The organism is Methyloradius palustris (assembly GCF_019703875.1).
In the GTDB taxonomy this organism is placed as follows: domain Bacteria; phylum Pseudomonadota; class Gammaproteobacteria; order Burkholderiales; family Methylophilaceae; genus Methyloradius; species Methyloradius palustris.
The window spans coordinates 2,556,628-2,581,542 of sequence record NZ_AP024110.1 but is presented as its reverse complement, the minus strand read 5'-3'; the positions used below and the strand labels follow the sequence as shown (position 1 = coordinate 2,581,542).

24 protein-coding genes are annotated in these 24,915 nt (G+C 48.1%); 11 read left to right on the top strand and 13 right to left on the bottom strand.

What is annotated here, in order from left to right; genetic code table 11:
* Positions 1-41 precede the first annotated feature (41 nt).
* The 11 genes from ZMTM_RS12480 to ZMTM_RS12430 form a co-directional block, all read right to left on the bottom strand.
* Positions 42-1,313 carry an EAL and HDOD domain-containing protein gene (locus ZMTM_RS12480; protein WP_221764154.1) on the bottom strand — a complete coding sequence of 424 codons (1,272 nt, stop codon included), beginning with the start codon at positions 1,311-1,313 and terminating at the stop codon, positions 42-44.
* 165 nt (positions 1,314-1,478) lie between these two features.
* Positions 1,479-1,901: an EamA family transporter gene (locus ZMTM_RS12475; RefSeq protein WP_221764153.1), complete on the bottom strand. Its 423-nt coding sequence runs from the start codon at positions 1,899-1,901 to the stop codon at positions 1,479-1,481.
* A gap of 18 nt (positions 1,902-1,919) precedes the next feature.
* Positions 1,920-3,110, bottom strand: coding sequence for a GNAT family N-acetyltransferase (locus ZMTM_RS12470; protein WP_221764152.1), 1,191 nt, complete (start codon positions 3,108-3,110; stop codon positions 1,920-1,922).
* Complete coding sequence (locus tag ZMTM_RS12465) at positions 3,110-4,348, bottom strand: beta-ketoacyl-[acyl-carrier-protein] synthase family protein (RefSeq protein WP_221764151.1); 1,239 nt, start codon at positions 4,346-4,348, stop codon at positions 3,110-3,112. The genes ZMTM_RS12470 and ZMTM_RS12465 overlap by 1 nt, the downstream gene beginning before the upstream one ends.
* An 18-nt stretch (positions 4,349-4,366) precedes the next feature.
* Positions 4,367-4,612: an acyl carrier protein gene (locus tag ZMTM_RS12460; RefSeq protein ID WP_221764150.1), complete on the bottom strand. Its 246-nt coding sequence runs from the start codon at positions 4,610-4,612 to the stop codon at positions 4,367-4,369.
* A gap of 40 nt (positions 4,613-4,652) precedes the next feature.
* Complete coding sequence (locus tag ZMTM_RS12455; protein WP_225907038.1) at positions 4,653-5,597, bottom strand: alpha/beta hydrolase; 945 nt, start codon at positions 5,595-5,597, stop codon at positions 4,653-4,655.
* Complete coding sequence (locus ZMTM_RS12450; protein ID WP_221764149.1) at positions 5,594-5,974, bottom strand: EamA family transporter; 381 nt, start codon at positions 5,972-5,974, stop codon at positions 5,594-5,596. The genes ZMTM_RS12455 and ZMTM_RS12450 overlap by 4 nt, the downstream gene beginning before the upstream one ends.
* Entirely contained in the window at positions 5,961-6,854 is an 894-nt protein-coding gene (locus ZMTM_RS12445; RefSeq protein ID WP_221764148.1) for an arginase family protein, read from the bottom strand. The genes ZMTM_RS12450 and ZMTM_RS12445 overlap by 14 nt, the downstream gene beginning before the upstream one ends.
* A 38-nt stretch (positions 6,855-6,892) precedes the next feature.
* Positions 6,893-8,266 carry an aspartate aminotransferase family protein gene (locus ZMTM_RS12440; RefSeq protein ID WP_221764147.1) on the bottom strand — a complete coding sequence of 458 codons (1,374 nt, stop codon included), beginning with the start codon at positions 8,264-8,266 and terminating at the stop codon, positions 6,893-6,895.
* Positions 8,267-8,334: 68 nt separating this feature from the next.
* Complete coding sequence (locus tag ZMTM_RS12435) at positions 8,335-9,030, bottom strand: MtnX-like HAD-IB family phosphatase (RefSeq protein WP_221764146.1); 696 nt, start codon at positions 9,028-9,030, stop codon at positions 8,335-8,337.
* A gap of 75 nt (positions 9,031-9,105) precedes the next feature.
* Entirely contained in the window at positions 9,106-9,972 is an 867-nt protein-coding gene (locus ZMTM_RS12430; RefSeq protein ID WP_221764145.1) for a fatty acid desaturase family protein, read from the bottom strand.
* A 175-nt stretch (positions 9,973-10,147) separates the two neighbouring features.
* On the opposite strand from ZMTM_RS12430, the gene ZMTM_RS12425 reads away from it, so the two are divergent.
* Genes ZMTM_RS12425 through ZMTM_RS12405 form a run of 5 tightly spaced genes read left to right on the top strand, consistent with a single transcriptional unit; the run spans position 10,148 to position 15,061 of the window.
* Positions 10,148-10,825 carry a response regulator gene (locus ZMTM_RS12425; protein ID WP_221764144.1) on the top strand — a complete coding sequence of 226 codons (678 nt, stop codon included), beginning with the start codon at positions 10,148-10,150 and terminating at the stop codon, positions 10,823-10,825.
* 28 nt (positions 10,826-10,853) lie between these two features.
* Positions 10,854-12,302, top strand: a complete 1,449-nt coding sequence (locus ZMTM_RS12420) for a sensor histidine kinase (RefSeq protein WP_221764143.1) — start codon at positions 10,854-10,856, stop codon at positions 12,300-12,302.
* Positions 12,303-12,332: 30 nt separating this feature from the next.
* Positions 12,333-13,724: a UDP-N-acetylmuramate:L-alanyl-gamma-D-glutamyl-meso-diaminopimelate ligase gene (gene mpl, locus ZMTM_RS12415; RefSeq protein WP_221764142.1), complete on the top strand. Its 1,392-nt coding sequence runs from the start codon at positions 12,333-12,335 to the stop codon at positions 13,722-13,724.
* Positions 13,721-14,716, top strand: a complete 996-nt coding sequence (locus ZMTM_RS12410; protein WP_318840501.1) for an energy transducer TonB — start codon at positions 13,721-13,723, stop codon at positions 14,714-14,716. Before mpl ends, ZMTM_RS12410 begins: the two co-directional genes overlap by 4 nt.
* A 36-nt stretch (positions 14,717-14,752) precedes the next feature.
* Complete coding sequence (locus tag ZMTM_RS12405) at positions 14,753-15,061, top strand: (2Fe-2S) ferredoxin domain-containing protein (protein ID WP_221764141.1); 309 nt, start codon at positions 14,753-14,755, stop codon at positions 15,059-15,061.
* A gap of 7 nt (positions 15,062-15,068) precedes the next feature.
* Here ZMTM_RS12405 and ZMTM_RS12400 read toward each other — a convergent pair whose 3' ends face one another.
* Entirely contained in the window at positions 15,069-15,482 is a 414-nt protein-coding gene (locus ZMTM_RS12400; protein WP_221764140.1) for an HIT family protein, read from the bottom strand.
* Positions 15,483-15,728: 246 nt separating this feature from the next.
* On the opposite strand from ZMTM_RS12400, the gene kdpF reads away from it, so the two are divergent.
* The 6 genes from kdpF to kdpE all read left to right on the top strand — a co-directional run bounded on the left by kdpF (position 15,729) and on the right by kdpE (position 23,920).
* Positions 15,729-15,818, top strand: coding sequence for a K(+)-transporting ATPase subunit F (gene kdpF, locus ZMTM_RS12395; protein ID WP_221764139.1), 90 nt, complete (start codon positions 15,729-15,731; stop codon positions 15,816-15,818).
* On the top strand, positions 15,818-17,626 hold the full coding sequence (gene kdpA / locus ZMTM_RS12390; RefSeq protein WP_221764138.1) for a potassium-transporting ATPase subunit KdpA: 1,809 nt from the start codon (positions 15,818-15,820) through the stop codon (positions 17,624-17,626). Before kdpF ends, kdpA begins: the two co-directional genes overlap by 1 nt.
* Positions 17,627-17,671: 45 nt before the next feature.
* Positions 17,672-19,756 carry a potassium-transporting ATPase subunit KdpB gene (gene kdpB, locus ZMTM_RS12385; RefSeq protein ID WP_225907037.1) on the top strand — a complete coding sequence of 695 codons (2,085 nt, stop codon included), beginning with the start codon at positions 17,672-17,674 and terminating at the stop codon, positions 19,754-19,756.
* Positions 19,757-19,782: 26 nt separating this feature from the next.
* Entirely contained in the window at positions 19,783-20,367 is a 585-nt protein-coding gene (kdpC, locus tag ZMTM_RS12380) for a potassium-transporting ATPase subunit KdpC (RefSeq protein WP_221764137.1), read from the top strand.
* 66 nt (positions 20,368-20,433) lie between these two features.
* On the top strand, positions 20,434-23,229 hold the full coding sequence (kdpD, locus tag ZMTM_RS12375) for a two-component system sensor histidine kinase KdpD (protein WP_221764136.1): 2,796 nt from the start codon (positions 20,434-20,436) through the stop codon (positions 23,227-23,229).
* Positions 23,222-23,920: a two-component system response regulator KdpE gene (gene kdpE / locus ZMTM_RS12370; RefSeq protein WP_221764135.1), complete on the top strand. Its 699-nt coding sequence runs from the start codon at positions 23,222-23,224 to the stop codon at positions 23,918-23,920. The genes kdpD and kdpE overlap by 8 nt, the downstream gene beginning before the upstream one ends.
* Positions 23,921-23,929: 9 nt before the next feature.
* Here the strand turns inward: kdpE and lipA are convergent, their stop codons facing one another.
* A complete protein-coding gene (lipA, locus tag ZMTM_RS12365; RefSeq protein WP_221764134.1) occupies positions 23,930-24,913 on the bottom strand; it encodes a lipoyl synthase in 984 nt (327 codons plus the stop codon).
* Positions 24,914-24,915 lie beyond the last annotated feature (2 nt).

The following is a 24,915-nucleotide window of genomic DNA, read 5'->3' as shown; positions in this document are numbered from 1 at the left end:
TGATGGCTTGGGTTAATACTTAACCCGAAGCCATCAATTATTTAGTCGTTCGCTTGTTTGTTTAGCTCATTGGCCCATTGCATGGCTTGCAGTTGAATGCTGGTGAAATCACTCACACTCATCCCTAGCTCATGAATAGCAGCCCCAGCTGCTTCGAACTCATATTTCTCTATCATTTCCGTGAGGTTCAGCAACTGACCTAACAGGCCTTCACGTTTAGTGATGGCCAATTTTAATGTTTCAGGAATGGCAATTTGTGCCAGCACTTCTTCTTGTGGGGTTTTAAGTACCGCATGTACCAGTGAAAGCATGCCGACCATAAAAGCTTGGTCTCCCGTTGCCTTGTAGTTATCAAGCTGGTTGGCAATCAGCTCCATCAAACGCGCACGGTTAGATACCTGCTGCATGAGGCTGTTGGCAATATTGCCTTCAGGCGATACATAAAGCAGTAATTGCACCCAGCGCAGTAGCTGTTTCTGCCCGAGTATCACAATCGCTTGGCGTAGCGTGCTAATTTCCTGGCGTCGACCGCCGCTTACTGCCACTGAATTGACTAAGCGTAACAAGCTGATAGTGAGCGTTGGACTTTCCTTGAACGGTACTTCAAGTTCGCTGACATTCGCATCGCCAATCAACATGCCCATAATACGCATCAGGCTGATCTGGTTAGGCTGCGGCTTCTTGCCGGTGATTACGACTGGATGCGCGAAGAAATAACCTTGAAACAAGGTAAACCCTAAATCTTTACAGGCGAGATATTGGGTTTCTAGCTCTACTTTTTCAGCAAGCAGAATCGCATTGGAATGTTTCCTGATTTCAGCAATCACTTTAGGCAGTGATTCTATAGATGTGATTTCCAGATCTACTTTCAGGTAATCAATTAACGGCAAAATCGCGTCATATTCTGCACGATAGACGAAGTCATCAATTGCCAACCTGAATCCACGCCCTTTCAGTTCTATACAACGTTCTACGAGCTGAGAGCTTATAGGTACATCTTCCAGAATCTCGAAAATGATCCGTTCTGGTGGCAGTAGCTCGATGGTTTCACTCATCAACAAACTGGCAGATACATTAATAAAGGCATCACAGCTGCCGAGTACGTTATCCAGACCAAACTGGCTGAGCATGTTAACGATAACGGTCGATGTTGAAAGCAGGTCGTCTGTGACATCTGCTTCAAGCAGGCTATCTTCAGAGCGGAACAATAACTCGTAAGCAACGGTATTTTTGTCTAGTGCCAGAATGGGTTGGCGACCAAGAAAAATTTCGGATTTGCCAGAGACTTCGGTGACTGTGGATGCAGTGCTCATTGCCTACTTCCTATTATTCAAGATTATTAAATGTTGGGCGCATCTACTAAGAAAATCATACACCGTATAATGAATATAGAGCTTATCACTCATTACATTTAGACTAAAGATGTCTGTTTAATTTAAGCATAGTCTCATGTTATTTTTCTTGAAATGAATACCTAACTAAGCATTATGTTCAGAGGCAATATAAGCCCCCAGCATAATCAGAATCACGCCGAGCGATTGCAGGGCGGTAAAGTGTTCGCCCAACAACCAGACCGAACAAAGCGGCACTGTGCCAAAGGCAATACTGGTGATGGTATGTGCTTTAGATAAATCTATTTTGGCGATGATGGCCAGCCAGCAAAAAAAAGCGATTGCAAGGGTGACTATGCCAGCCAATATCATTGGGCTAGTCCCCAATGCCTGGATATAAGCCAGAATGTTGCTCAGGCTGTCGATAGGGAATTCACCAGTGTGTGATGCACCCAGTTTGAAAAAAAGTTGCGCTGCTGTATCGCAAGCAAGCAGTATGAAAAACAGCGCGAGAATATCCCATGGAATCGCAGATTTTTTGGTGAAGGTGGCGAGTGCTTTATTTTGCATTGTATTAATTGTCAGGATTTACTCTGGCTGAGCTTGTTGCTTTTTAATAGCATCATCAAAATTAGCGTAAGCCAGTGTATTAGCAATTAACTTGAGCGCAGGGTTAATGAGCTGGTTACGGTGGCGGAAGAAAATATAGGTTTGTTCTAACTTGGAGCCAAGCCTAATCTTGGTTTCATAAGCGGCTTGCCCGCTTTGATAAGTATGAAAGCCATCTCGAATGCACATTTCGATATTGTGCGCCCAGCTCAAAAAGTACAGGTTGTACTGGCGGCAGAGTTCGTAATCTAGGCCGATATATTTATCTAATAATACGCCATCACGATGTAATAGCAGATTGAAGCCAATCAATTTTCCCTGCGCACGATACAGTACATAGCGGCAGTTAAATGGCATGAGGGCGGCGATAGACTCAAAAAATTCCAGCGTCAATTTCTCAAACTTCAGTTCGCTGCGTTCATAGCAGTTGAGGTAAAGCTGGTAGATTTCTTCCAGATCGGGCGGTGTGCCGTTGTATTCTTCTATGGTGATCTGGCTTTTTACGCGTAATTTACGGCGGAAATCTTTGCGTGTGGAGTAGCTTAATGTGCCCAGATATTCATCAAAGTTCTTAAACGCAATCAGGTTGTGGGCAACAGGCATATTTTCAATTTTGCTGAAACCTGCCTGTTTTAGTGGCGGTTCCAGTAAAGTAGCGTCAGATTCAAGTACATCCTTGAAAGCAATAATGCTGGCGCCTTCACGCTCTGCAACCAAATCCAGCTCTGAGTTCAACGCGATAATGATTTCAGGATCAAATGTGTAGTCTTTAGCCATGCCGAGTTTAGCGCTATCGGTGACTGCAGAACCTACGCACAATAATTTGAGCTTGAATAATTTATTAAACAAACCTGGAGCACGGTTCTTTAACCAGGTTGAACCACGTTTTAGAGGGCCTTGAACCGTGCTGTCTAGGCTGTAATCGGTGAAAAAATAAGGTACCAAGCAAACAATCACGCCACTGCGCTTGACTGCTACATAGCCTGTTTTAAAGCCTTCAACTTTTGCCATTTCAAAGGCCAAGTGGTAACGGTAGCTTTCAGCATCACCAGGCAATAAGCGATCCCAAACTGCTTCTTCATATTTAGCGGCGGTAAAGGTGCGTTCAGTGGAGTACAAAGCAGTGAGCTCAGCCACAGCGTCATTGGTTGAAGGAATAGCAATTTGCATCAGTGTGATTCCTTGCTCAAAATTAGTACAGCCCCTGTGCCGCCAAAGGCAAAGGAGTTGGACATGGCATGGATCACTGAAACATTCTTTCTAGCGACATTCGGGATGTAATCGAGGTCACATTTTTCATCTGGCTGATGCAGGTTAATGGTGGGCGGCAGTATCTGGTGTTGAAGCGCCAAAGTGGTCGCCACAATCTCTACGGCCGCCGCCGCACCCATTAAGTGGCCATGCATTGATTTGGTAGAACTGACAGGCGTTTGATTGGCAAACTCGCCAAATACCTGCCGAATGGCAGCAGTTTCACTAATGTCATTCATCGTAGTCGCCGTGCCATGCGCATTGATATAACCAATGTCTTTCGGGTTTAATTCTGCATCCTTCAGGGCGGCGCGAATAGCCACTGCCTGGCCTTCTGGTGTAGGAGAGGTAATATGGACGCCATCATTGGCAGTGCCATAACCTGAGATTTCAGCATAGATATTTGCCCCACGGGCTTTTGCGTATTCGTAGTCTTCAAGAATCAGCACGGCAGCACCTTCACCCAATACCAAGCCTGTGCGGTCTGCCGCAAATGGCTTGCATGAGGCACCTGGGTCATTGGCATCTTCTTTGGCCAGTGTGCGCAGTGCTTCCCATGCTTTGATGGTGCCAAATGTGAGTAAGGCTTCGCTGCCACCAGCAAGCATGACATCGGTGTAACCATGCCTGATCTGGCGCATCGCTTCGCCGATTGCAACGGCAGAAGAAGAGCAGGCGGTAGAGAATGTCAGGTTAGGGCCACTGAGTTTGTACTCAAGCCCGATTTGTGAGCAGGCAGCGTTGTTCATGGCCATCAACACAGTGAATGGTTTTAGGCGTTCCGCACCATCGCGATAGAGGCGAACATAACCTTCTTCTATGGAATTGGCGCCGCCCATGCCTGTGCCCAGATAAACGCCAGTGCGGGTTCTGTCTATGTTTTCCATGTCCAGCTTGGCATCTGCAATGGCCTGCTGTGCGGCATACAGAGAAAACTGGCTGACACGATCCAGTGCTGAATACTGGTGGCGGGTAAAGTGATCTTGCGGATTGAAGTCAGCATACGCTGCAATCTTGGTATCCAGTTTCTCGACAAACTCTGAGGTCATTCTACGAATACCAGATTTACCAGCGATTAAATTATCGTAAAACAGCTCTGGCGTATTGCCCAACGGCGAAACAATCCCTAAACCAGTAATAACAACGCGTCTTTTCATGGGGGGGCTTTATAAATGCTATTTAGGGTGTTGCTCGCTGATCAAAGCGTCAGCTAGGTTAGCTACATCTTGCACAGTAGCAATATCAACTTTGTCGTTAGGTACTTTGATATTGAACGTATCTTCAGCACTGAAAATAATGTCGAAGGTATCGAGTGAATCCATGCCAAGCTCAGTCAGATTGCTTTCAGGCTTGATGGTTTCTACATCGACTTCAAGCTTGTCGGCGATGAGTTGTGAAATAATTTTTAAAGTATCGGTCATAATTTTCTCAAGAAATTTTAATGTATTGCTTCAGTCGCTACTATAAAGCGGAAGTTGCTGGCTTTCTAGCGCCTACTGTATCGGGTAGCGATGATAGTTCTAGGCAAAATTTGGCCACGCGCTTGGCGATGTCGTCTTTGCGCTTATCCAGTGTGACTACGTGGTAGGTATCATCCACGAAATAGGTTTCAACGATTTCGGCTGCAATATTTTCCTGAATGAAGTAAGCGTTTTTCAGACTGGCCATATCATCTTCAGTCGAATGCACAATCAGCGTAGGTGACAATATGTCCTTCATGCAGCGTTTAGCCGCACTCATCAGTCTCACGCTCTCAAGAATGACTGTAGCGGGTGTTTTGAAATAGCCGATTTTGTCGGCTGTTTTTGCATCTTTATTGTCCAGAATCGCCGCTACCAGTGCTCGTGTACGCTCGTCTTTGATGCCATAGGGAGAAGTTTCTTCCCACTCCATAAAGTATTTCAATGGAGAATAAAGCACCAGCGGCAACAGGAATTTCTGTTTGAATTTAGGCATATTCCAGCCATCGTAAAAGAAGGTTGCCGAGAGCAGAAAAGTGCCGTTCACGCGCTTGCCTTTCTCGGCTGCCAGCAACATTGAAAGTAGTGCGCCCATTGAAAGGCCACCAACATACACTTGTTCACATTCATTGCTGAGCGCTTCGAATGCGATCTCTACAGACTTATACCAGTCGCGCCATGTGGTTGCTTTGAGATCATCAATCGAGGCGCAATGGCCGGCCAGTTCATGGCACGCAACAGTGACACCGCGACGTGCAATGACTTTGCCAAAATGTTTCATTTCGGAAGGCGTGCCTGTTAGCCCATGTACCAGCAATATGCCTACTTTGCTATGCGCATCATTTTTGCCTGAACGCATGACAAAGCCGTTAGCCCCGACCACATCATCAATTTTCAAGGGGGTCAGAACCGCTTCAAGTTGCTGCAAATCTGTCATTGTGTTCATGCAGTACCACCTACCAGAAATACACCCACAATAATCATCAAGGCGCCATACCAGCGGCGCTTGCCAACTTTTTCGCCAAGAAATAGTGAGGATGCAATCAAAATTAAAATAATGTTAATGCTCGATAATGGGTAGGCAATGCTGACCGCAGTAGTGGATAAAAAGCCAATCCAGACGATGTATTCGATGATATATACCACGACACCCAGGCTGATTTCTTTGCGTTTTAGCGTGCCGATAATGCTCTCAACATGGCCGCGCCAGCCAGTCTGTGTGGTTTGCACTGACATATTGCTGCCGTGCTTGAATAGCACTGTACCTAATGTATCGAGCAGTAGGGCAATAGACAGTAGCAATAAGGGTTTAAGCGATTCCATCAAAAGCCTGAATAAGTTTTAGGTTGGCAATCTGATTGCGCTGCAGCATGGCGCTGGACGGCTGTAGTGATTTGGCATCCCCACGTCTATCTAGCCACGAACTGATATATTTAAATGGAGAGCGAAACGCAGGTGGTGAGTAGTCACCTACGGTATCTGCACCGACAACTTTATATTTGGTGCGAATGGCGGCAATACATTTTAGTACGGTTGCCAGTGGCATAGTGCCTTGTTCCCAATTGGTACACGCATCGTCTGGGTGCATGCAGTCTTTATCGACGCTGATATACACATCATCTGTAGGAATGGCATCCATGATCTCACGGATGCCATCGGCGATATTAGTTTCTAGCTGACTTACCAGTGATACTATATTTGCCTCTGTTTGAGTGCTGATTTGCGCTGCTACTCGGCTAAATGGCAACAATACTATTTTGCCGTTTTGATAGCTTTCAACATCACCACCCAAGAAATTTTTGCCTTCTACATCACCACTCTGCAGGCCAACAATCACAACGCGAGCCACCTGTGGCAGGCGTGCCAGCGAATAAACCCAAGTGCCACAGTGGTAGCGATGGGGTGGCCGCATCCAATCTGGATGATTGTCGAACAGCACAACGGTGAGCGGCTTTTCATGTTGCTCGATCAAAGCTAGTGAAAAATGGTGGAAGTCACCAGAGCCCAGCAGCGCAAAAAAGGGGCGACCATAAGTCGCGATCTTTTTTCGCAAGCTGTTGAATTTCATGCGGCTGGTCCACAACCTCGCTGCAAATCGATGACGTTTGAGGTCAATCAGCTTGATGCGCGTTTGATACTGCGCCATCAAGTCTGGTTGTGTAGAAACGCTTGAATCAAAATCGTAGATAAAAATATCCTGCATCCTAGGTTAGTCTGGCAGCCTACTATTACTAAACGTCATTATTCTGCACCACAACGGCGAAGCAGCATTTCAAACAGGTGGATGCCAAGATCAATTTCTTCTTCGCTAATCAATAATGATGGGGCTAGCGTGATGACATTTTTGGAGTAACCACCAATATCCAGTACCAAGCCATATTTCTTATCACCGACCAGCAAATCGCCTTTCAAACCTTCGTTGAACATACGATCTGCCAGTGCACGGCTTGGTGTAAAGCTGTCATTGGTACACAGCTCGATACGCAGTGCCAAGCCAAGACCGCTGACATCGCCGATTACTTTCCAGCGTGATTTCAGTTCCTGGATGCGATTGAGGAAATACGCACCACGAGCACGTACTTCCGGCTCAAAGTCCTTTTCTTCCGTCATGCGCAACACTTCGAGTGCAACAGAAGTGCCCAGAGGATTAGAAGCAAAGGTTGAATGGGTTGATCCAGGCGGGAATTTCTCAGGTGAAATCAGTTCTTCACGCGCCCAGATACCAGAGAGTGGATTCAAGCCATTGGTGATAGCTTTACCGAACACGAATATATCAGGAACGATACCGAAGTTTTCCCATGACCAGAGCTTGCCAGTACGGTAAACACCCATCTGGATTTCATCGGCTACCAACAAGACATTGCGTTTTTTCAGGCTTTCGGCCAGTTTCGCCATGTAGCCTTCTGGAGGAATGATGTAGCCGCCAGTGCCTTGCATGGGCTCAATATAGAAGGCACCAAATTCGCACTGACCAGATTTTTCATCCCAAAACGATTGATATTCAGTTTCAAAAAGCTTTTCAAATTCTTTATGGCAATAGGTATCGCAAGTTTCCACTTTCATGCTGTAAGGGCAACGGAAGCAGTAAGGATAGGGTACGAAGTGGGCACGGTCGGCAAAGTTACCGAAACGGCGGCGATAGCGATAGCTGGAAGTAATCGCAGATGCACCTAAGGTGCGGCCATGATAGCCGCCCATGAACGCGAACTGGTGGGTTTTACCCGTATGGTTACGTACAACCTTGATTGAATCTTCAACTGCTTGCGCACCACCAACGTTGAAATGTACGCGGCCTTTAACGCCATATTTGTCTTCTACATATTTGCAGATGATCTCTGCAAGCTCTACTTTTTCTTTGTGCAAATACTGACTAGCCAGTTGCGGCATGATGTCGATCTGCTCTTTCAGTTTGTCGTTTAGGCGCTTGTTTTTGTACCCGAAATTGACAGCTGAATACCACATTTGCCAATCCAGATATGGTGTCTGGTTTTCATCGTACAAAAAGCTGCCTTCGCATGACTCAAATACCTTCGGAGGGTCTGCGTAATTGACGGTGTCGCCGTGTGAGCAATATTTATCGTTCTTTTCAAGAATCTCGATGATCTTCTGTTCCATGATGTCTTTCAGGTTTATCTATTGAGGTTGCAGTTAAATATGGGCTGTATGATATGGCGCTGTATGACTTATGCAGATTGATTGGTTTTGTGTGCAGATTTTTGGGCAAACTGTTGAGGAATTGCGCCTGCTTGCCATTTTTTAACCTCGGCAAAGACATCGGCAAAGCTTTCAAATTTATGATGTGGTGTGTCGTTCTTCTCGCAGTGCTTGATCAGTGAGCCTTTAGCAAACACGATATCGGCATAACCAGAAAGACAGGCATCTGATTTACCGTCGCCTATCAGCACAATCGGGCCACCGCTTTCAAGCGCCAAATCATCAGCGATCTTGCATTTACAAACACCATTACCAGCCTTGCAATCCATATTGCGTAAGGGGAAGGTAATATCCAAGCCATTGGGCACAAAGCTCAGATGGTTTGCGTAAATTGGTATTTCAGGAAATGCCGCGTGGCGGGTAGCCACTTTGATTGCGTGATCAAGCCCATCGCTTACGATGGCGACTTTGGCAAATTGGATGATGTGCTGATAAAACGGTAAGAAGCTTGCGTCCAACTGTATGCTGCGGAAAAAACTTTCTACTGCAATATGGTCGGCTTTCACCATGCGCACTTGCTGGGTCATGCATTCGATGGCGGTGATTTTGCCATCCAGCCAGGTTTTTTCGATCTCTTCCCAGCTAGGATCAGCAAACTTCTCCAGCATGGCATCTACGGTATCTCGTACTGAGAGCGTGCCATCAAAATCAATGATAAAAAGCATGTTTTGTTCTATCTTTTATTCAATATGATAAGCATTCTATGCTGGCTTACTTACAGCAGTCTTACGCTTTAAGGCTTACTTAAAATCCTGTAAAAAGCCCAGGTTATGCGACCATTTGATGACATGCACACCAGCTTCTTTTTGCTTTTCAGCAAGTTGTTTGTGCAGTGTTTTCATTTGTGTCCAATGCTGGCTTGGGCGGTAATGATGCTCCGCGTGATAGCCGTTATTGAACCAGATGAAGTTATATAACCAACTGTAGCTACTGACACCCCAGGCAATTGGGAGATTGGGGTTGCCCTTGTAGTGCTCATAATAGCCATTAAGTGAAGAAAAGCTGTTGCCTAGATAGTAGAACGGCACCATGAACAGCATGAATTTCCAGTTCAGCGCGAAGCCGATAATGACTACCAATATGGAAACTGCAATTTCAAACACCCCAAACCACGCGAGAAAACTACTGCGTCGTTTGATATCGTGAAATATCTCGCTTGGATCATCGCGGAAATAGCTTTTGAACGTGTAAGCCCAGACATTTTCTGGTTGGCCATACTTGCCGTGCAGATAAATTGAAAGTGGGTCACGCGTCTTGCCTTCTGCATCTGGCAGGTCACTATTGCCGATATGATGGCGGCGGTGCACATTGTCGTAAAAGGTCTGTGAAAAGACCATGGTGACTGATTCCATCAAGCTGAACAGGCGATTCAGTATTTCAGACTTGAAATAGGCGTTATGGATGAAATTGTGTGAAATGCCATTGATATTCCATGAAATGCTTACGGCATATACCAATCCCAGTAACACATTCGCCCACCAGGGCAGATGGTCAAACAGTACGAACATCATGAGCAAGTAGGCGAGATGGGCGATACCAAAAAATACAGGGATGATGTCCCAGTATGAATGAGCGAATATAAAACGATTAGGCTTATTCTTAGCCATGATGAGTGTTCCTTGATGGCTGCTTGATAGTCAAAACTAGGCTGGTATGACGATGTGGAGATTTCATGAAATCAAACAGTAGTACAAAATATTGAAAGCGTAATGTAAGCTCAATCACTTACTGTTCCCTTACAAAGTAGTCATTAGCCATTTTTGGGCATGTTTAATAAAGTTTATGAGAATCCTGCTAGTTGAAGATGATGCCACGCTAGGCAACGCGATCCATCGCTCACTGGTGAAAGCTGGCTATGCGGTGGATTGGGCGAAAAATGGTCATGATGGCGATCTGGCTTTGCATGGCCAGATTTATGAGGTGGTCGTGCTGGATATTGGCCTGCCTATAATGAACGGTTTTGAAGTATTACGCCGTATGCGTGCACGCAAAATCAGCACGCCAGTGATTATCCTGACAGCGCTTGATGCGCTTGAAGATCGGGTCAAAGGTCTGGATCTGGGTGCGGATGATTACCTGGCAAAACCTTTCAGCCTGCCAGAACTTGAAGCACGTTTACGTGCGCAGATTCGGCGTAGTAACACAGTGACCAATTCTTATATTGAGCATGGTGCATTGCGCATGGAGATGAAAGATCGTTTGATTACGGTGAATGATGAGGCCATGTCACTCTCGCCGCGCGAGCTGAGTGTGCTTGAAACACTGATGATGCGTGCTGGCCGTGTGGTCAGCAAAGAAAGTCTGATGGAAAGCCTGTGCAATTGGAACGAAGATGTTGGTAATAATGCGATAGAAGTCTATGTGCATCGATTGCGCAAAAAACTGGAGCCTAGCGGTATCAATATCCGCACTGTGCGTGGCTTGGGATACATGCTGAGCAAGCAGGAAGCCCCTAAGTAATGGGAAAAATGATGCAAAAAGCGATGCAATGTTAAGGCATAAATGGATAGGTCAGTCGCTACGCAAAAAGATTTTGCTCTGGCTTTTGCTACCTATGCTGGCACTCATCACCATTGATTCCAGCATTTTATTTCGCGTCGGTATGCACTTTCAGCGCACAGAGTTCGATCACGAGCTTTCAGATACTGCCTATGATATTTCACAATTAGTGAGTTCACCCGCTAACACCCAAGGTTCGCTTGAGCTGAATGATGATCTGCGCGAGGCTATGCTCACGGCGCAAGATGACAAAATGTACTACAGCATTATTAATCTCAAAGGTGAGATTATTGGCGGTGACCATGTGCTAAAACTGGCACTGCCTGCCAAAACTGAAGATGATAAATCCCCATATTTTGTGAATATGCCAGTCGCGAATGAGCCAGCGCGTGTCGCTGTGTTTTTTACGACCATCATTGTTCATGGCAAGCCACAGCAGGTATTTATCCAAGTCGCCGAGACTTTGAACAAACGAAACCAGCTTTCGAACAATATCTTGATTGCAATCGTCGTACCGCAGTTGTTTTTGCTCTTGACTGCAACTTTATTAATCTGGTTTGGCACTGCGCGTGGCTTATTGCCATTGTCAGAATTGCAGCATGCATTATCGCAACGTATGCCGCGTGATTTGAGCCCTGTGCAACTATCGAGCGTACCTACCGAGGTGCAGGTGCTACTGGATTCCGTCAATTTTCTTTTATTAAAACTCAGTAATGTATTGGAATCACAAAACCGTTTTGTGGCCGATGCCGCACATCAGTTACGTACGCCATTGGCGGGTATGCAAGCGCAGATTGAACTGATTCAAAATGAAACAGATCCTGCTGAGATCAAGCAGGGCTTAACGCGGGTGACTAATAGTGTGCACCAACTTTCACATCTGGTGAGCCAGTTATTGATGCTTGCGCGCAGCCAGCCTGAAGTAGTGCGTGAGCTTGACTTGGTCGAGGTTGATCTAAAACATCTGGCACAAGAAGTGACAATTGATAGCGTGCCTTCTGCGTATCAGCAAAATATAGACTTGGGTTTTGAGAGCGATGTGGATGAAGCGTGGATAGATGGAGAGCCCAAACGCCTGCGAGAGATGTTACATAATTTGCTGGATAACGCGATACGTTATAGCGGCGCGGGTAGCAAAGTCACGGTCAAAGTCATGGCTGGTGCAGATAGGGTAACTTTAAGTGTGGAAGACAATGGCCCGGGCATCCCAGTCACTGAATATGAGCGCGTTTTTGAGCGTTTTTATCGAATTATCGGTACTAAGCAAGAAGGCAGTGGATTGGGTTTGGCGATTGTGATGGAAATCGCGCAAATTCATAAGGCGGAGATCAAAGTAGAGGTGCCAGAGCATGGCAAGGGAACGCGTATCAATGTAGTATTCCACGAGTTGGCCGACACCTCGGCGCTGGCACATCCATTGCATGATGGGCTTGTCTGAATTCAATCTAAATTGGCTTAATGAATAAGCATGACTAATAAAAAATCGCCGTCCATCCACATCCTCGGCATTTGCGGAACATTCATGGGCGGGCTGGCAGTGCTGGCCAAGCAGGCGGGTTATCACGTCACTGGTTGTGACGCTAATGTGTATCCGCCAATGAGCACGCAGCTTGAGGCGCAGGGCATTTCACTCATGCAGGGGTTTGACCCTGAACAAGTATCGCTGAATCCAGACATCTATGTCATCGGCAATGTAGTTTCGCGCGGCAATCCGCTCATGGAGCACATTCTCAACCTCGGCTTGCCATATATCTCAGGTCCGCAGTGGCTTGCGGAGCATGTGTTGCAAGGTAAGTGGGTACTCGCAGTTGCGGGTACACATGGCAAAACTACAACCAGTTCTATGCTGGCGTGGATATTGGAATATGCAGGCCTTGCCCCTGGTTTCCTCATTGGCGGTGTGCCACAGAACTTTGGGATTTCAGCGCGTTTGCCTGGTGCACCGAAGCAAGAGCCTACGGGCGAATCGCCATTTTTTGTGATTGAAGCTGATGAATACGATACGGCGTTTTTTGATAAACGCTCCAAGTTCGTCCACTATCATCCGCGTACCGCAGTGTTGAATAATCTTGAATTTGACCACGCAGATATTTTCGCTGATCTCGCTGCGATAGAAACCCAGTTTCATCATTTGGTAAGAACCGTTCCAAACCAGGGCTTGGTGGTTGCTAATGGCAAAGAGACAAGTTTGAAGCGCGTGATTGATAAAGGCTGCTGGACGCCTGTGGAGTTCTTTGGCGGTGATGATGGTTGGCAAGCTGATAGCCTAGATGCGGAAGGTGGGTTTGACGTGCTCTTGAATGGGCAAGCACAAGGCCGCGTAGCATGGGGGATACTTGGCGAACATAATCGTATGAACGCCCTCGCAGCGTTAGCTGCGGCACGACATGTAGGCGTTTCCATTGAAGTGGGGATTGCCGCGCTGGCTGAATTCCAGAACGTAAAACGCCGTATGGAAATACGTGGTGTGGTGAATGGCATTACGGTGTATGACGATTTTGCGCATCACCCAACGGCAATCACTACTACGGTGGCAGGCTTGCGCCATAAAGTAGGCAAGTCACGCATACTCGCGGTACTTGAGCCTCGCTCTAACACCATGAAACTAGGCGTGATGAAAGACGCATTGCCAGCCAGCTTGAGTGATGCTGACTTGGTATTTTGCTACGGCGAACATCTGGGTTGGGATGCCGCTGCTGCGCTTGAACCTATTAAGCATAAATCAGCCGTGTTCAATGATCTGTCAGCATTGATTGAGGCCATTGCGCAACAAGCCCAAACTGGCGATCACATCTTGGTGATGAGTAATGGCGGTTTCGGCGGCATTCATGCCAAATTGCTGGAAAGGCTGGCGACTTGAACCCTCGCATCGCCTTGACCAAATGGAGCTTGAAGCTGAAGCGCTATACCCAGTACATGGGCCCACTGGGTATCATGTTGCTGGTTTCGTTTTTGCTGCATGCTGGCCTGATTGTGTCACTCAAATTTGAGTTACCTTCGCCCAAGTTTTTTCAGGACAAAATGCCGGCGCTCGATATTGTGCTGGTGAATGCCAAGACCAAGAGCAAGCCAACAAAAGCAGATCTACTGGCGCAGGCTAACTTGAATCGTGGTGGTAATACGGACGACAACCGGCACCTAAAATCAGCCTTGCCACCTCCAAAAGACCAGCAGCTGGATACCTCGATCAAGCCCGCCACTGAAGCCAAGCAAGCAGCAAAGAAACTGGCAGATACTGCTAACCAGGCCGAACTCACCCAGCAACGCGTGGCTGAACTGGAAAAACAGGCTCAAGAATTGATGACACAGATCAATGCCAAAAACAAAGTAGAAACCAACCCCACACAAAAAGCCGCTGCTGCACAAACACAAAAAGGCCAGCAGGATAATACGGCTAAAAAACTGGATGCCGCAGACTTGATGGCGAGTAGCCTGGATATTGCGCGTTTCGAGGCGCAGATTGCCAAAGAGCAGGACGAATACCAGAAGCGCCCCAAGCGTAAATATATAGGGGCACGTACGCAGGAGTATCGGTTTGCCACCTATGTGGAAGCCTGGCGGCAGAAAGTGGAGAAAATAGGTAACCTGAATTATCCAGAAGCCGCCAAGACCCAGAAATTATATGGTCAGTTGCGTATGACGGTCTCGATTAAATCGGATGGCAGTATCGAGAGTATTTCCATCGACCAGAGCTCGGGTTCTAAGGTACTTGATGATGCTGCCAAAAATATTGTCACCATGGCAGCGCCTTATGCTGCCTTCCCTGACGATATACGCAAAGATACCGATATTCTCGGCATTACCCGTACCTGGACATTTACCAAGCAAGACAGCTTGGCGACTGAGCAGTAGTGAATGGCGTAATAGCACGAACTTAAGGATGCTCTCATGAGTTATTTTCAACACCATGTATTTTTCTGTTTGAATCAGCGCGATAAAGGTGAGTCATGTTGCGCCAATCTAGGTGCCGAGGCTGCTTTCGATCACATGAAATCGCGCGTTAAAGCCTTAAAGCTCAATAAAAATCATGAAGTACGTATAAACCGCGCAGGTTGCCTAGATCGTTGCGAACTAGGCCCCGTGATGGTGGTGTATCCAGAAACCATCTGGTATCAGTTTGTGGATAATGACGATATTGATGAGATTATCGAATCCCATCTGGTTAACGGAAAGCCAGTCGAACGGCTGATGGTCTAGCCAGCCTTTAACCTAATATTCGTTGTATCTCTGCCTTGAGTTTTGCTGCCGTAGCTGTATCTAGTTGCTGTGGTAAAGATTCCCGTATCCTGTCACCCCAGATTGGGTTAGGGAAATTCCTGTCTTCTTTATAACGTGGAATCACATGCCAATGCAGATGTGGTGTCATATTCCCCAAGCTGGCCAAATTGATCTTTTCCGGCTGAAGAACATCACGTAATACCTGTTCTACCGCAAACACTGTGGCCATCAGCCGTTCTCTATCTTTGATTGATAGATCACTCATTTCCTTTATATGCTGGTTGAGTATCACGCGGCAAAAGCCCGGGTAATCAGCATCCTCAATCCGCACTACACGGCAAAAACTGTCTTGCCATAACAGTTCGCCGCCTGGTGTTCTGCATAACTCACAGCTATTCAAATTGGTTACCTCACGTAGTTTTCAGGCGTAGCGCCCATTGCATCTTTACGGAATTTTTACACATTTACTGTAAGTCATTACGAATTCTTTATTTTGATCTACGTAAGCTGTGCACTCGTTATTGCGTCTTGCTTAGTAATCGGATGGAGACATGATGAGTGCAATTCCAGATTCGTTATTGGTGGTTGGTTATTTCGTGGCTATTTATCTAGTGGCCGTGGCCTGTATTTACCTTGGGGGAAAGAAATGAGCTTTATTACTATTTTAAGTGGCATCGTCAGTGTACTGCTGCTGATTTACCTGTTGTACGCCTTGATCAAGCCGGAGAATTTTTAATGAACGCCAACACTATCATTCAGTACGGCTTATATTTCGTCACCATACTGCTACTGACCAAACCCATGGGCATTTTCATCGCGCGCGTGATGGAAGGCAACACACCCTTACTAAGCAAGATTTTCAGCCCAGTAGAGCGACTGCTCTACAAGATAGGTGGCGTTGATGCCAGCGCCGAAATGGGCTGGAAGCGCTACACGATTGCCCTTCTGGTATTCAATACGCTGGGTATTCTGGTGCTGTTTTTGTTGCAACGCCTGCAATTATCATTGCCTCTCAATCCGCAGCAGTTTCCCGCAGTGAGTGTCGATTCTTCATTCGATACTGCCGTCAGCTTTATCACCAATACCAACTGGCAGGGCTATGCGGGTGAAACAACCATGAGCTATTTCACGCAAATGGTTGGCCTCACCGTGCAAAACTTTCTCTCTGCCGCGACAGGTATTGTCGTTGTCATCGCTTTGATTCGCGGTTTCGCGCGTCATTCGGTGAAGACTATCGGCAACTTTTGGGTAGACCTCACACGCTCTACTTTATACATTCTGCTGCCACTATCTTTGGTGCTGGCTGCTGTATTCATGAGCCAGGGTGTTATCCAGAACTTTAGCGCTTATCAGGATGTTTCAACGCTTGAAACGACTGCCTATCAAGTACCCAAGCTGGATGATGCGGGTAACCCGTTAAAAGACGCGAGCGGTAATCCTGTGCTTGATAACTTGACTACCAAAACACAGACACTCGCCATGGGTCCAGTGGCTTCGCAAGAATCTATCAAAATGCTGGGTACCAATGGTGGCGGCTTCTTTAATGCCAACTCGGCGCATCCTTACGAGAACCCAACACCATTTACCAATTTCTTGCAGATGGTGGCGATTTTCCTGATTCCTGCTGGGCTCTGTTATGCCTTCGGTTTGATGGTGGGCGATAAACGTCAGGGTTGGGCGGTATTTGCTGCCATGGGCCTTATCTTTGTTGTGATGGCTGGTGTGCTGGTGGTTTCTGAACAGGCGGGCAACCCCGCATTTACTGCGGTTGGTATTGACCAATCCAGCTCGTTAACGCAAGCAGGCGGTAATATGGAGGGCAAGGAAACGCGTTTTGGTATCGTTGCGTCTTCGCTGTTTGCCACGATTACCACCGCTGCTTCTTGTGGCGCTGTCAATGGCATGCATGACTCGCTGACCCCGATTGGCGGCCTTGTGCCAATGTGGCTGATTCAGTTGGGTGAAGTCGTGTTTGGTGGTGTTGGCTCTGGCCTTTATACCATGCTCATCTACGCCATTCTGGCCGTGTTTGTGGCAGGTTTGATGATAGGCCGTACGCCTGAGTACCTGGGTAAAAAGATCGAGATATTCGAGATGAAGATGTCATCCATCATCATATTGGTAACACCTGTGCTGGTGCTGGTAGGCACCGCCATCGCGGTGATGGTTGACCCTGGTAAAGCAGGTATTGCCAACCCTGGTGCGCATGGTTTTAGTGAAATTCTGTATGCGGTTTCTTCTGCTTCTAATAATAACGGCAGCGCATTCGCGGGCCTTTCTGCCAATACGCCTTTCTATAACTATCTGTTGGCAGTTGCCATGTGGTTTGGCCGCTTCGGCATCATCATCCCAGTGCTGGCAATCGCAGGTGCGCTGGCCGCTAAAAAGCGCATCCAGCCTGGCCTCGGCACTTTGCCTACGCACGGCCCGCTATTCGTGAGCTTGCTGATTGGCGTGGTGATTCTGGTCGGTGCATTGACCTACGTGCCTGCCCTTGCCCTTGGCCCAGTGGTCGAGCAGTTGATGATGGTTGGCGCTCACTAACACGTGAATAGCACCAGGCATATTGAAACAATTTCAAAGGATTTAATGATGACCAGAGCAGTAAGTATTGAAGAAAAAATGACCATGTTTGATCCAAAGCTGATCAAGCCAGCGATTGTGGATTCATTTAAAAAACTGAGTCCGCAAACGCAGTGGCGCAACCCGGTAATGTTTGTCGTGTATCTCGGCAGCATACTGACCACTGTGCTTTTCCTGCAGGCTTTATTTGGCAAAGGTGAGGCGCCAGCAGGGTTCATTCTGCTGGTCAGTATCTGGCTGTGGTTCACGGTATTGTTCGCCAATTTTGCCGAGGCTTTGGCAGAAGGCCGTAGCAAGGCGCAAGCGGCTTCGTTGCGCCAATCTAAAAAGAATGTCGTCGCGAAAAAACTGGCGACTGCAAAACGTGATTCAAAAGTGAGCCTGACAGATAGTTTAAGTCTGCGTAAAGGTGACATCATTCTGGTAGAGGCAGGCGATACCATCCCTGCCGATGGCGAAGTGATTGACGGTATCGCCTCGGTCAATGAATCCGCAATCACGGGGGAATCAGCCCCTGTGATTCGCGAATCAGGTGGAGATTTCAGCGCGGTAACAGGTGGTACCCAGGTCTTATCAGACTGGATAGTGGTACGTGTCACCGTGAACCCAGGTGAGGCTTTTCTGGATCGCATGATTGCAATGGTGGAAGGCGCAAAACGCCAAAAAACACCCAATGAAATCGCGCTGACTATCCTTCTAGTGGCACTCACTATCGTATTTTTATTAGCCACTGTCACGCTGCTACCGTTCTCGATATTCAGCGTTGACGTGGCAGGTGCAGGGCAGCCAGCAACGATTACTGTGCTTATTTCGCTGCTGGTCTGCTTGATTCCTACCACCATTGCTGGTTTGCTTTCAGCGATTGGTGTGGCTGGCATGAGCCGTATGATGCAAGCCAATGTCATCGCTACTTCAGGTCGCGCGGTTGAGGCTGCAGGTGATGTGGATGTATTGCTTCTCGATAAAACAGGCACGATTACCTTGGGTAATCGCCAGGCTTCGGCCTTTGTCCCTGCTGCTGGCATCTCAGAGAATGAATTGGCCGATGTTGCGCAACTTGCTTCACTCGCGGATGAAACGCCTGAAGGCCGCAGTATTGTCGTTCTGGCAAAAAATCGCTTCAATTTGCGTGAGCGCAATATGCTGACCTTGGGCGCGACTTTCGTGCCGTTCTCGGCACAAACCCGCATGAGTGGAGTGACCATTGGTGAACGAAACATTCGTAAAGGCGCAGCCAGTGCTATTCGCCAATATGTGGAATCGTTAGGCGGTATTTTTGCCGATGAAATTACGGTAAAGGTGGATGACATCTCACGCCGCGGTAGTACGCCATTAGTGGTGGCGGATGGGGCTAAAGTGGTAGGCGTGGTCGAGCTCAAAGATATTGTTAAAGGTGGCATCAAAGAGCGATTTGCCGAGCTACGTGCCATGGGCATTAAGACCATCATGATTACGGGCGATAATCGCCTGACTGCCGCTTCAATCGCGGCTGAAGCAGGAGTTGATGATTTTCTCGCTGAAGCAACACCAGAGGCCAAGTTAGCGCTGATTCGTGAACATCAAGCCCAAGGCAAGCTGGTGGCCATGACAGGTGACGGTACTAACGATGCGCCAGCACTGGCGCAGGCCGATGTGGCGGTGGCCATGAATACTGGTACGCAGGCTGCCAAAGAGGCTGGCAATATGGTCGATCTGGACTCCAACCCGACCAAGCTGATTGAGATTGTAGAAATCGGCAAGCAGATGCTGATGACACGTGGCTCGCTCACTACCTTCAGTATCGCTAACGATATTGCCAAGTATTTCGCCATTATTCCTGCTGCGTTTGCGACAACTTATCCAGCTTTGAACACGCTGAACGTGATGCATTTGACCAGCCCCAATTCGGCCATTCTGTCGGCGGTTATTTTCAATGCGTTGATCATCATGTTCCTGATTCCGCTCGCGCTCAAAGGTATTCCATACCGCGCAGTTGGTGCAGCCACGCTGTTGCGCCGCAACCTGCTGATATATGGCTTGGGCGGCATCATTGTGCCATTCGTCGGTATCAAGCTGATTGACGTGGCCTTGACGATTGTCGGCTTGGTTTAAGCAAGAACTCATTTTAAGGAAACATCATGAAATCATATTTACGCCCAGCCATCGCTTTGTTTTTAGGGATTACCCTGATTACTGGCGCCATTTACCCACTATTAATAACGGGCATAGGCAAAGCATTTTTCCCAGAACAAGCACAAGGCAGCCTGATTAAAAAAGACGGCAATATTGTAGGCTCAAGCCTGATCGGCCAGAATTTTACTGACTCCAAGTATTTCTGGGGCAGGCCATCTGCCACATCGCCTTACCCTAACAATGCGGCAGCTTCTTCTGGTTCCAATCAGGGGCCACTCAACCTTGCCTTGATGGATGCCGTGAATGGTCGTATCGCCGCCCTTAAACAGACTGACCCTGACAACAAACTACCTGTCCCTGTTGATTTAGTGACGGCTTCTGCCAGTGGCTTAGACCCCGAAATCAGCCCAGCAGCGGCCATTTACCAGATTGACCGCGTTGCAAAAACGCGTGGTTTTACGCCAGAGCAAGTTACCGAGCTGGTACAAAAGCATATTCAAGGTCGCCAGTTCGGCATTTTGGGTGAACCGCGGGTGAATGTGCTGGCATTGAATCTGGCGCTGGATGAAACGTCTAAAACAGCTAAATAAGGCTTTATAAGGCTTTGCAAGTGCTGGTTAAATCCAGCCTTATTACAGATAGCATATACTAACAACATGAATGATCAGCGCCCCGACCCCGACCAGTTATTGGAGAAAATCCAGCTAGAAGATGCCAAGCAAAAGCGTGGCAAGCTGAAGATATTTTTCGGAGGTTGTGCGGGTGTTGGTAAAACCTTTGCCATGCTTTCTGCCGCCCAGGTGTTGGCGCGGCAGGGTCTGGAGGTGCTAATTGGCGTGATTGAAACGCATGGTCGCAAAGATACCGAAGCCCAGCTAAGTGGCTTGATTCAATTGCCACTCAAGTCAGTTGAATACCGTGGTCGTACCCTCACTGAATTTGATCTGGATGCAGCCCTCAAGCGCAAACCAGCACTGATTTTGATGGATGAGCTGGCACACTCCAATGTCGATGGTTCGCGCCACCCCAAACGCTGGCAAGATGTAGAAGAGTTGCTCGCCGCTGGCATTGATGTGTACAGCACGCTCAACGTACAACATCTGGAAAGCCTGAATGACGTGGTTGGCCAGATTACAGGGGTTCGCGTCGCCGAGACCCTGCCCGATAAAGTGTTTGATCTTGCCGATGAAGTGACGCTGGTCGACCTTTCACCAGAAGAGCTCTTGCGTCGCCTGCAAGATGGGAAAGTCTATATTCCGCAACAAGCTGAACAGGCGCGCAAGAATTTCTTTCGCAAGGGCAATTTAATTGCCCTGCGTGAAATGGCGCTGCGCAGAACGGCAGACCGCGTAGATGCGCAGATGCGTGAATACCGCGCCGACCAATCCATTCAGCAAGTCTGGCAGGCACATGACCGTATTCTGGTTGGTGTTGGTTCTGGCCCCGAAGCCGAGCAACTAGTGCGCGTTACAGCAAGGTTGGCAGCAAGTCTCAAAGCTGATTGGTTGGCTGTATATGTGGAAACCCCAGCGCTACAAAGGCTCACTGACCAAGAGCGGAATGCCATCCTCAAAACCATGCGTCTGGCGCAAGATTTGGGCGCTGAAACTGCTACGTTAAGTGGCACTGAAATAAGTCGCGTTTTACTAGGTTATGCCCGCAGCCGCAATGTTTCCAAGTTGGTAGTGGGCAAGCCGACGCGTTCATTTTTTTATAGGCTCATCAGCCCCAGTGTGACCGACCGATTGACGCGTGACGCGATTGATGTGGATATCCATATCGTGGTGCGCCAGGCGCAGGATAAAAGCCGTATCAAGCCTGATAATGCCATTAGAACCGCTTTTGGATTAACGCCTGAACAAGTGAGCCGAACCAAGCGGCGTGGCTATGTTTGGGCGATTACGGTGAGTGCGGCTTCATCCATCGTTGCGCATTTACTGCTGCAATCGTTTGAGCTATCCAACCTGATCATGCTGTATTTATTGGGCGTGGTGCTGATTTCAGCCAAATTTGGCCGTGGACCTGGTATTTTTTCCTCTGTGCTCAGTGTTTCAGCGTTTGACTTCTTCTTTGTGCCGCCCCGATTTTCCTTTTCGGTTTCTGACACGCAATATCTGCTCACCTTCGCTGTCATGTTCATTGTTGCATTGGTCATCAGCCAATTGACCGCGAGTTTGCGCTACCAGGCCGTAGTCGCTAACTATCGTGAAAAACGCAGCCGCGCATTGTATGACTTGGGCAAGCAGTTGGCGTCAGCACTCACTTCCAGCCACATTGTGGAAATCAGTACGCACCATCTATCTGGCATATTTCAGTCCAAAATTGCGATAGTGCTACCAGATAGCCAGGACAAGCTGCACGATCATGCAGAAGTCGTGCATGCCAGCGATGATGGGGCGCTAGCGGAGCATATTGAAAAAGTCGATAGCGGGATCGCGCAATGGGTGTATGACAATCAGGAAGAAGCTGGTCTGGGCACTAATACTTTACCTTCCAGTGCCCACCTTTATTTGCCGCTCAAGGCACCCATGCGCACGCGTGGTGTGCTAGTTATTGAGCCAGCCAGCCCAGCGCAGATATTTTTGCCAGAGCAGCGCCAGTTGCTCGATACCTTTGCCGCCCAAATCGCCTTGGCGCTAGAGCGCGTGCACTATGTTGAAGTCGCCCGCGATGCCTTGGTGAATATGGAATCTGAACGCTTGAGAAACTCATTGCTAAGCGCTATTTCGCATGATCTACGAACGCCGCTAACTTCCATTCTGGGAATCAGTGGCATATTAAAAGCGCAAAGTGAGCAAAATCCATTGGTTGCCGTTGAGAATCAGCAATCCATGATTAGTGCGCTACATGAGCAGACTTTCCGCATGCAGCAACTGGTCATCAATCTGCTCGATATGGCGCGTTTGCAATCAGGCAAAATACAACTCAATCGGCAATGGCAGATGCTGGAAGAAATCGTCGGCTCAGCATTGCGCATCATGCGGCCAACATTGGAGAAACATCAGGTTTCAACCCATTTGCCTGAAGACCTGCCGCTATTACAGTTCGATGCGGTGATGCTGGAGCGTGTGCTTTGTAACCTCTTAGATAACGCCTGCAAATACACGCCAGAAAATTCCATGATTACCATTTCTGCCCGCCAAAATGGTCAGGATGTATGGGTATCAGTCGCCGATAATGGCCCAGGTCTGCCAGCAGGCTTGGGCGATCATATTTTTGATAAATTCACCCGCGGCGAAAAAGAGTCAGCCAAGCCAGGGGTGGGTTTGGGCTTATCTATTTGCCAGGCGATTATTCAGGCACACGGTGGCAAGATCTGTGCAGAAACCCAAGTGCCACATGGCGCGATTTTTATCTTTTCTTTACCCTTAGGCAAGCCACCCGCGATGCCTGTGGCTGAGGATGTGAATATCGCGCTGGAAAACTCAATGCTAGAATCGCCAGATGTCTGAACCGCTCGCCAACATTATCGTCATTGAAGATGAACAGCAGATTCGCCGCTTCATCATCACCTCTTTAGAAAATGCCGACCTGCAAGTCCATAGCGCGGAGACGGGCCAACAAGGCCTGATCGAAGTCGGCACGCGTAAGCCAGACACCGTAGTGCTAGACCTTGGCTTGCCTGATATGGACGGCATCGAAGTGATTCAGCAAATCCGCAGCTGGAGCACGGTGCCGATTATCGTGCTATCTGCCCGCACCGATGAGGTAGAAAAAGTCAAAGCGCTAGATGCTGGTGCCGATGATTACCTGACCAAACCATTCGGCAGTGCAGAACTGCTCGCCAGAATCCGTGCCCAACTACGCCGCAGGTCACTTGCGGTAGAAGGCAACAGCAACAATGGCCTATACAGCTTTGGCGAAATCACAGTTGATTTACCCAAACGTCAGGTATTTCGCGCATCCGAGCTAGTGCATCTCACCCCAATAGAATTCAGGCTGCTCGGCATACTCATCAGAAACTCTGGCCGCGTAGTTACACAACGCCAACTACTCAAAGAAGTGTGGGGCCCAACCTATGTCGAAAGCAGTCATTATCTGCGTATCTACATGGGGCATTTAAGACAAAAGCTGGAAGAAGATGCAGCGCAGCCTAAATACCTGATTACCGAGACGGGTGTTGGGTATCGGTTGGCGACTTAAGCAGTTCTGTTAAAGGGCATGCATTCCCGCTTGTTGGTCTGCATGGTATGAAGACCTTACCATGGGGCCGCAAGCTGCATGCGTAAAACCCATTGCAAGTGCTTGTTGTTCAAATTCAGCAAAACGCTGGGGTGTGACAAAGCGTTTAACTGGTAAATGATGGGGTGTGGGTTGCAGATATTGGCCTAGCGTCAGCATCGTGACATTGTGGTTACGCAGGTCTTGCATGACCTCTAGGATTTCTTCATCGGTTTCACCAAGGCCTAGCATCAGGCCAGATTTAGTAGGTACCTCTGGGTGCATCTCACGGAATATTTTTAATAGTTTGAGTGATTCCATGTAGTCAGCGCCAGGGCGTGCTTCTTTGTAGAGGCGTGGAATGGTTTCCATGTTGTGGTTCATCACATCTGGCGGTGCCAATTTTAATACCTCAATGGCACGTTCTAGTTTGCCACGGAAATCAGGCACGAGCACTTCTACCTTGATGTCGGGCGAGTATTTGCGCACGGTGTGGATGCAATCAACAAAGTGTTGCGCGCCACCGTCTTTTAAATCATCGCGATCCACGCTGGTAATCACCACGTATTTCAATCGCATTTTAGCAATCGTACGGCCTAAATTCTCTGGCTCATTGACGTCGGGTGGCAAGGGCTTGCCATGTGCGACATCGCAGAATGGGCAGCGACGGGTGCAGATATCGCCCAATATCATGAAGGTTGCAGTGCCGCCGCTGAAGCATTCGCCGATATTGGGGCATGAGGCTTCTTCACATACGGTATGCAGATTATTCTCGCGCAGGATCTGTTTGATTTCCTGAAAGCGGGCGCTATCTGGCACTTTCATGCGGATCCATTCTGGCTTGCGCATGGCGGGTTGAGGGATGATCTTGATCGGGATGCGTGCAGTTTTGGCTTGGCCAGTTTCTTTATGGCCAGGCTCTTTGCGTGCGGGAATAATTTTTTCTGGGCTTAATGATTCAGCAGTGTCGGTCATGC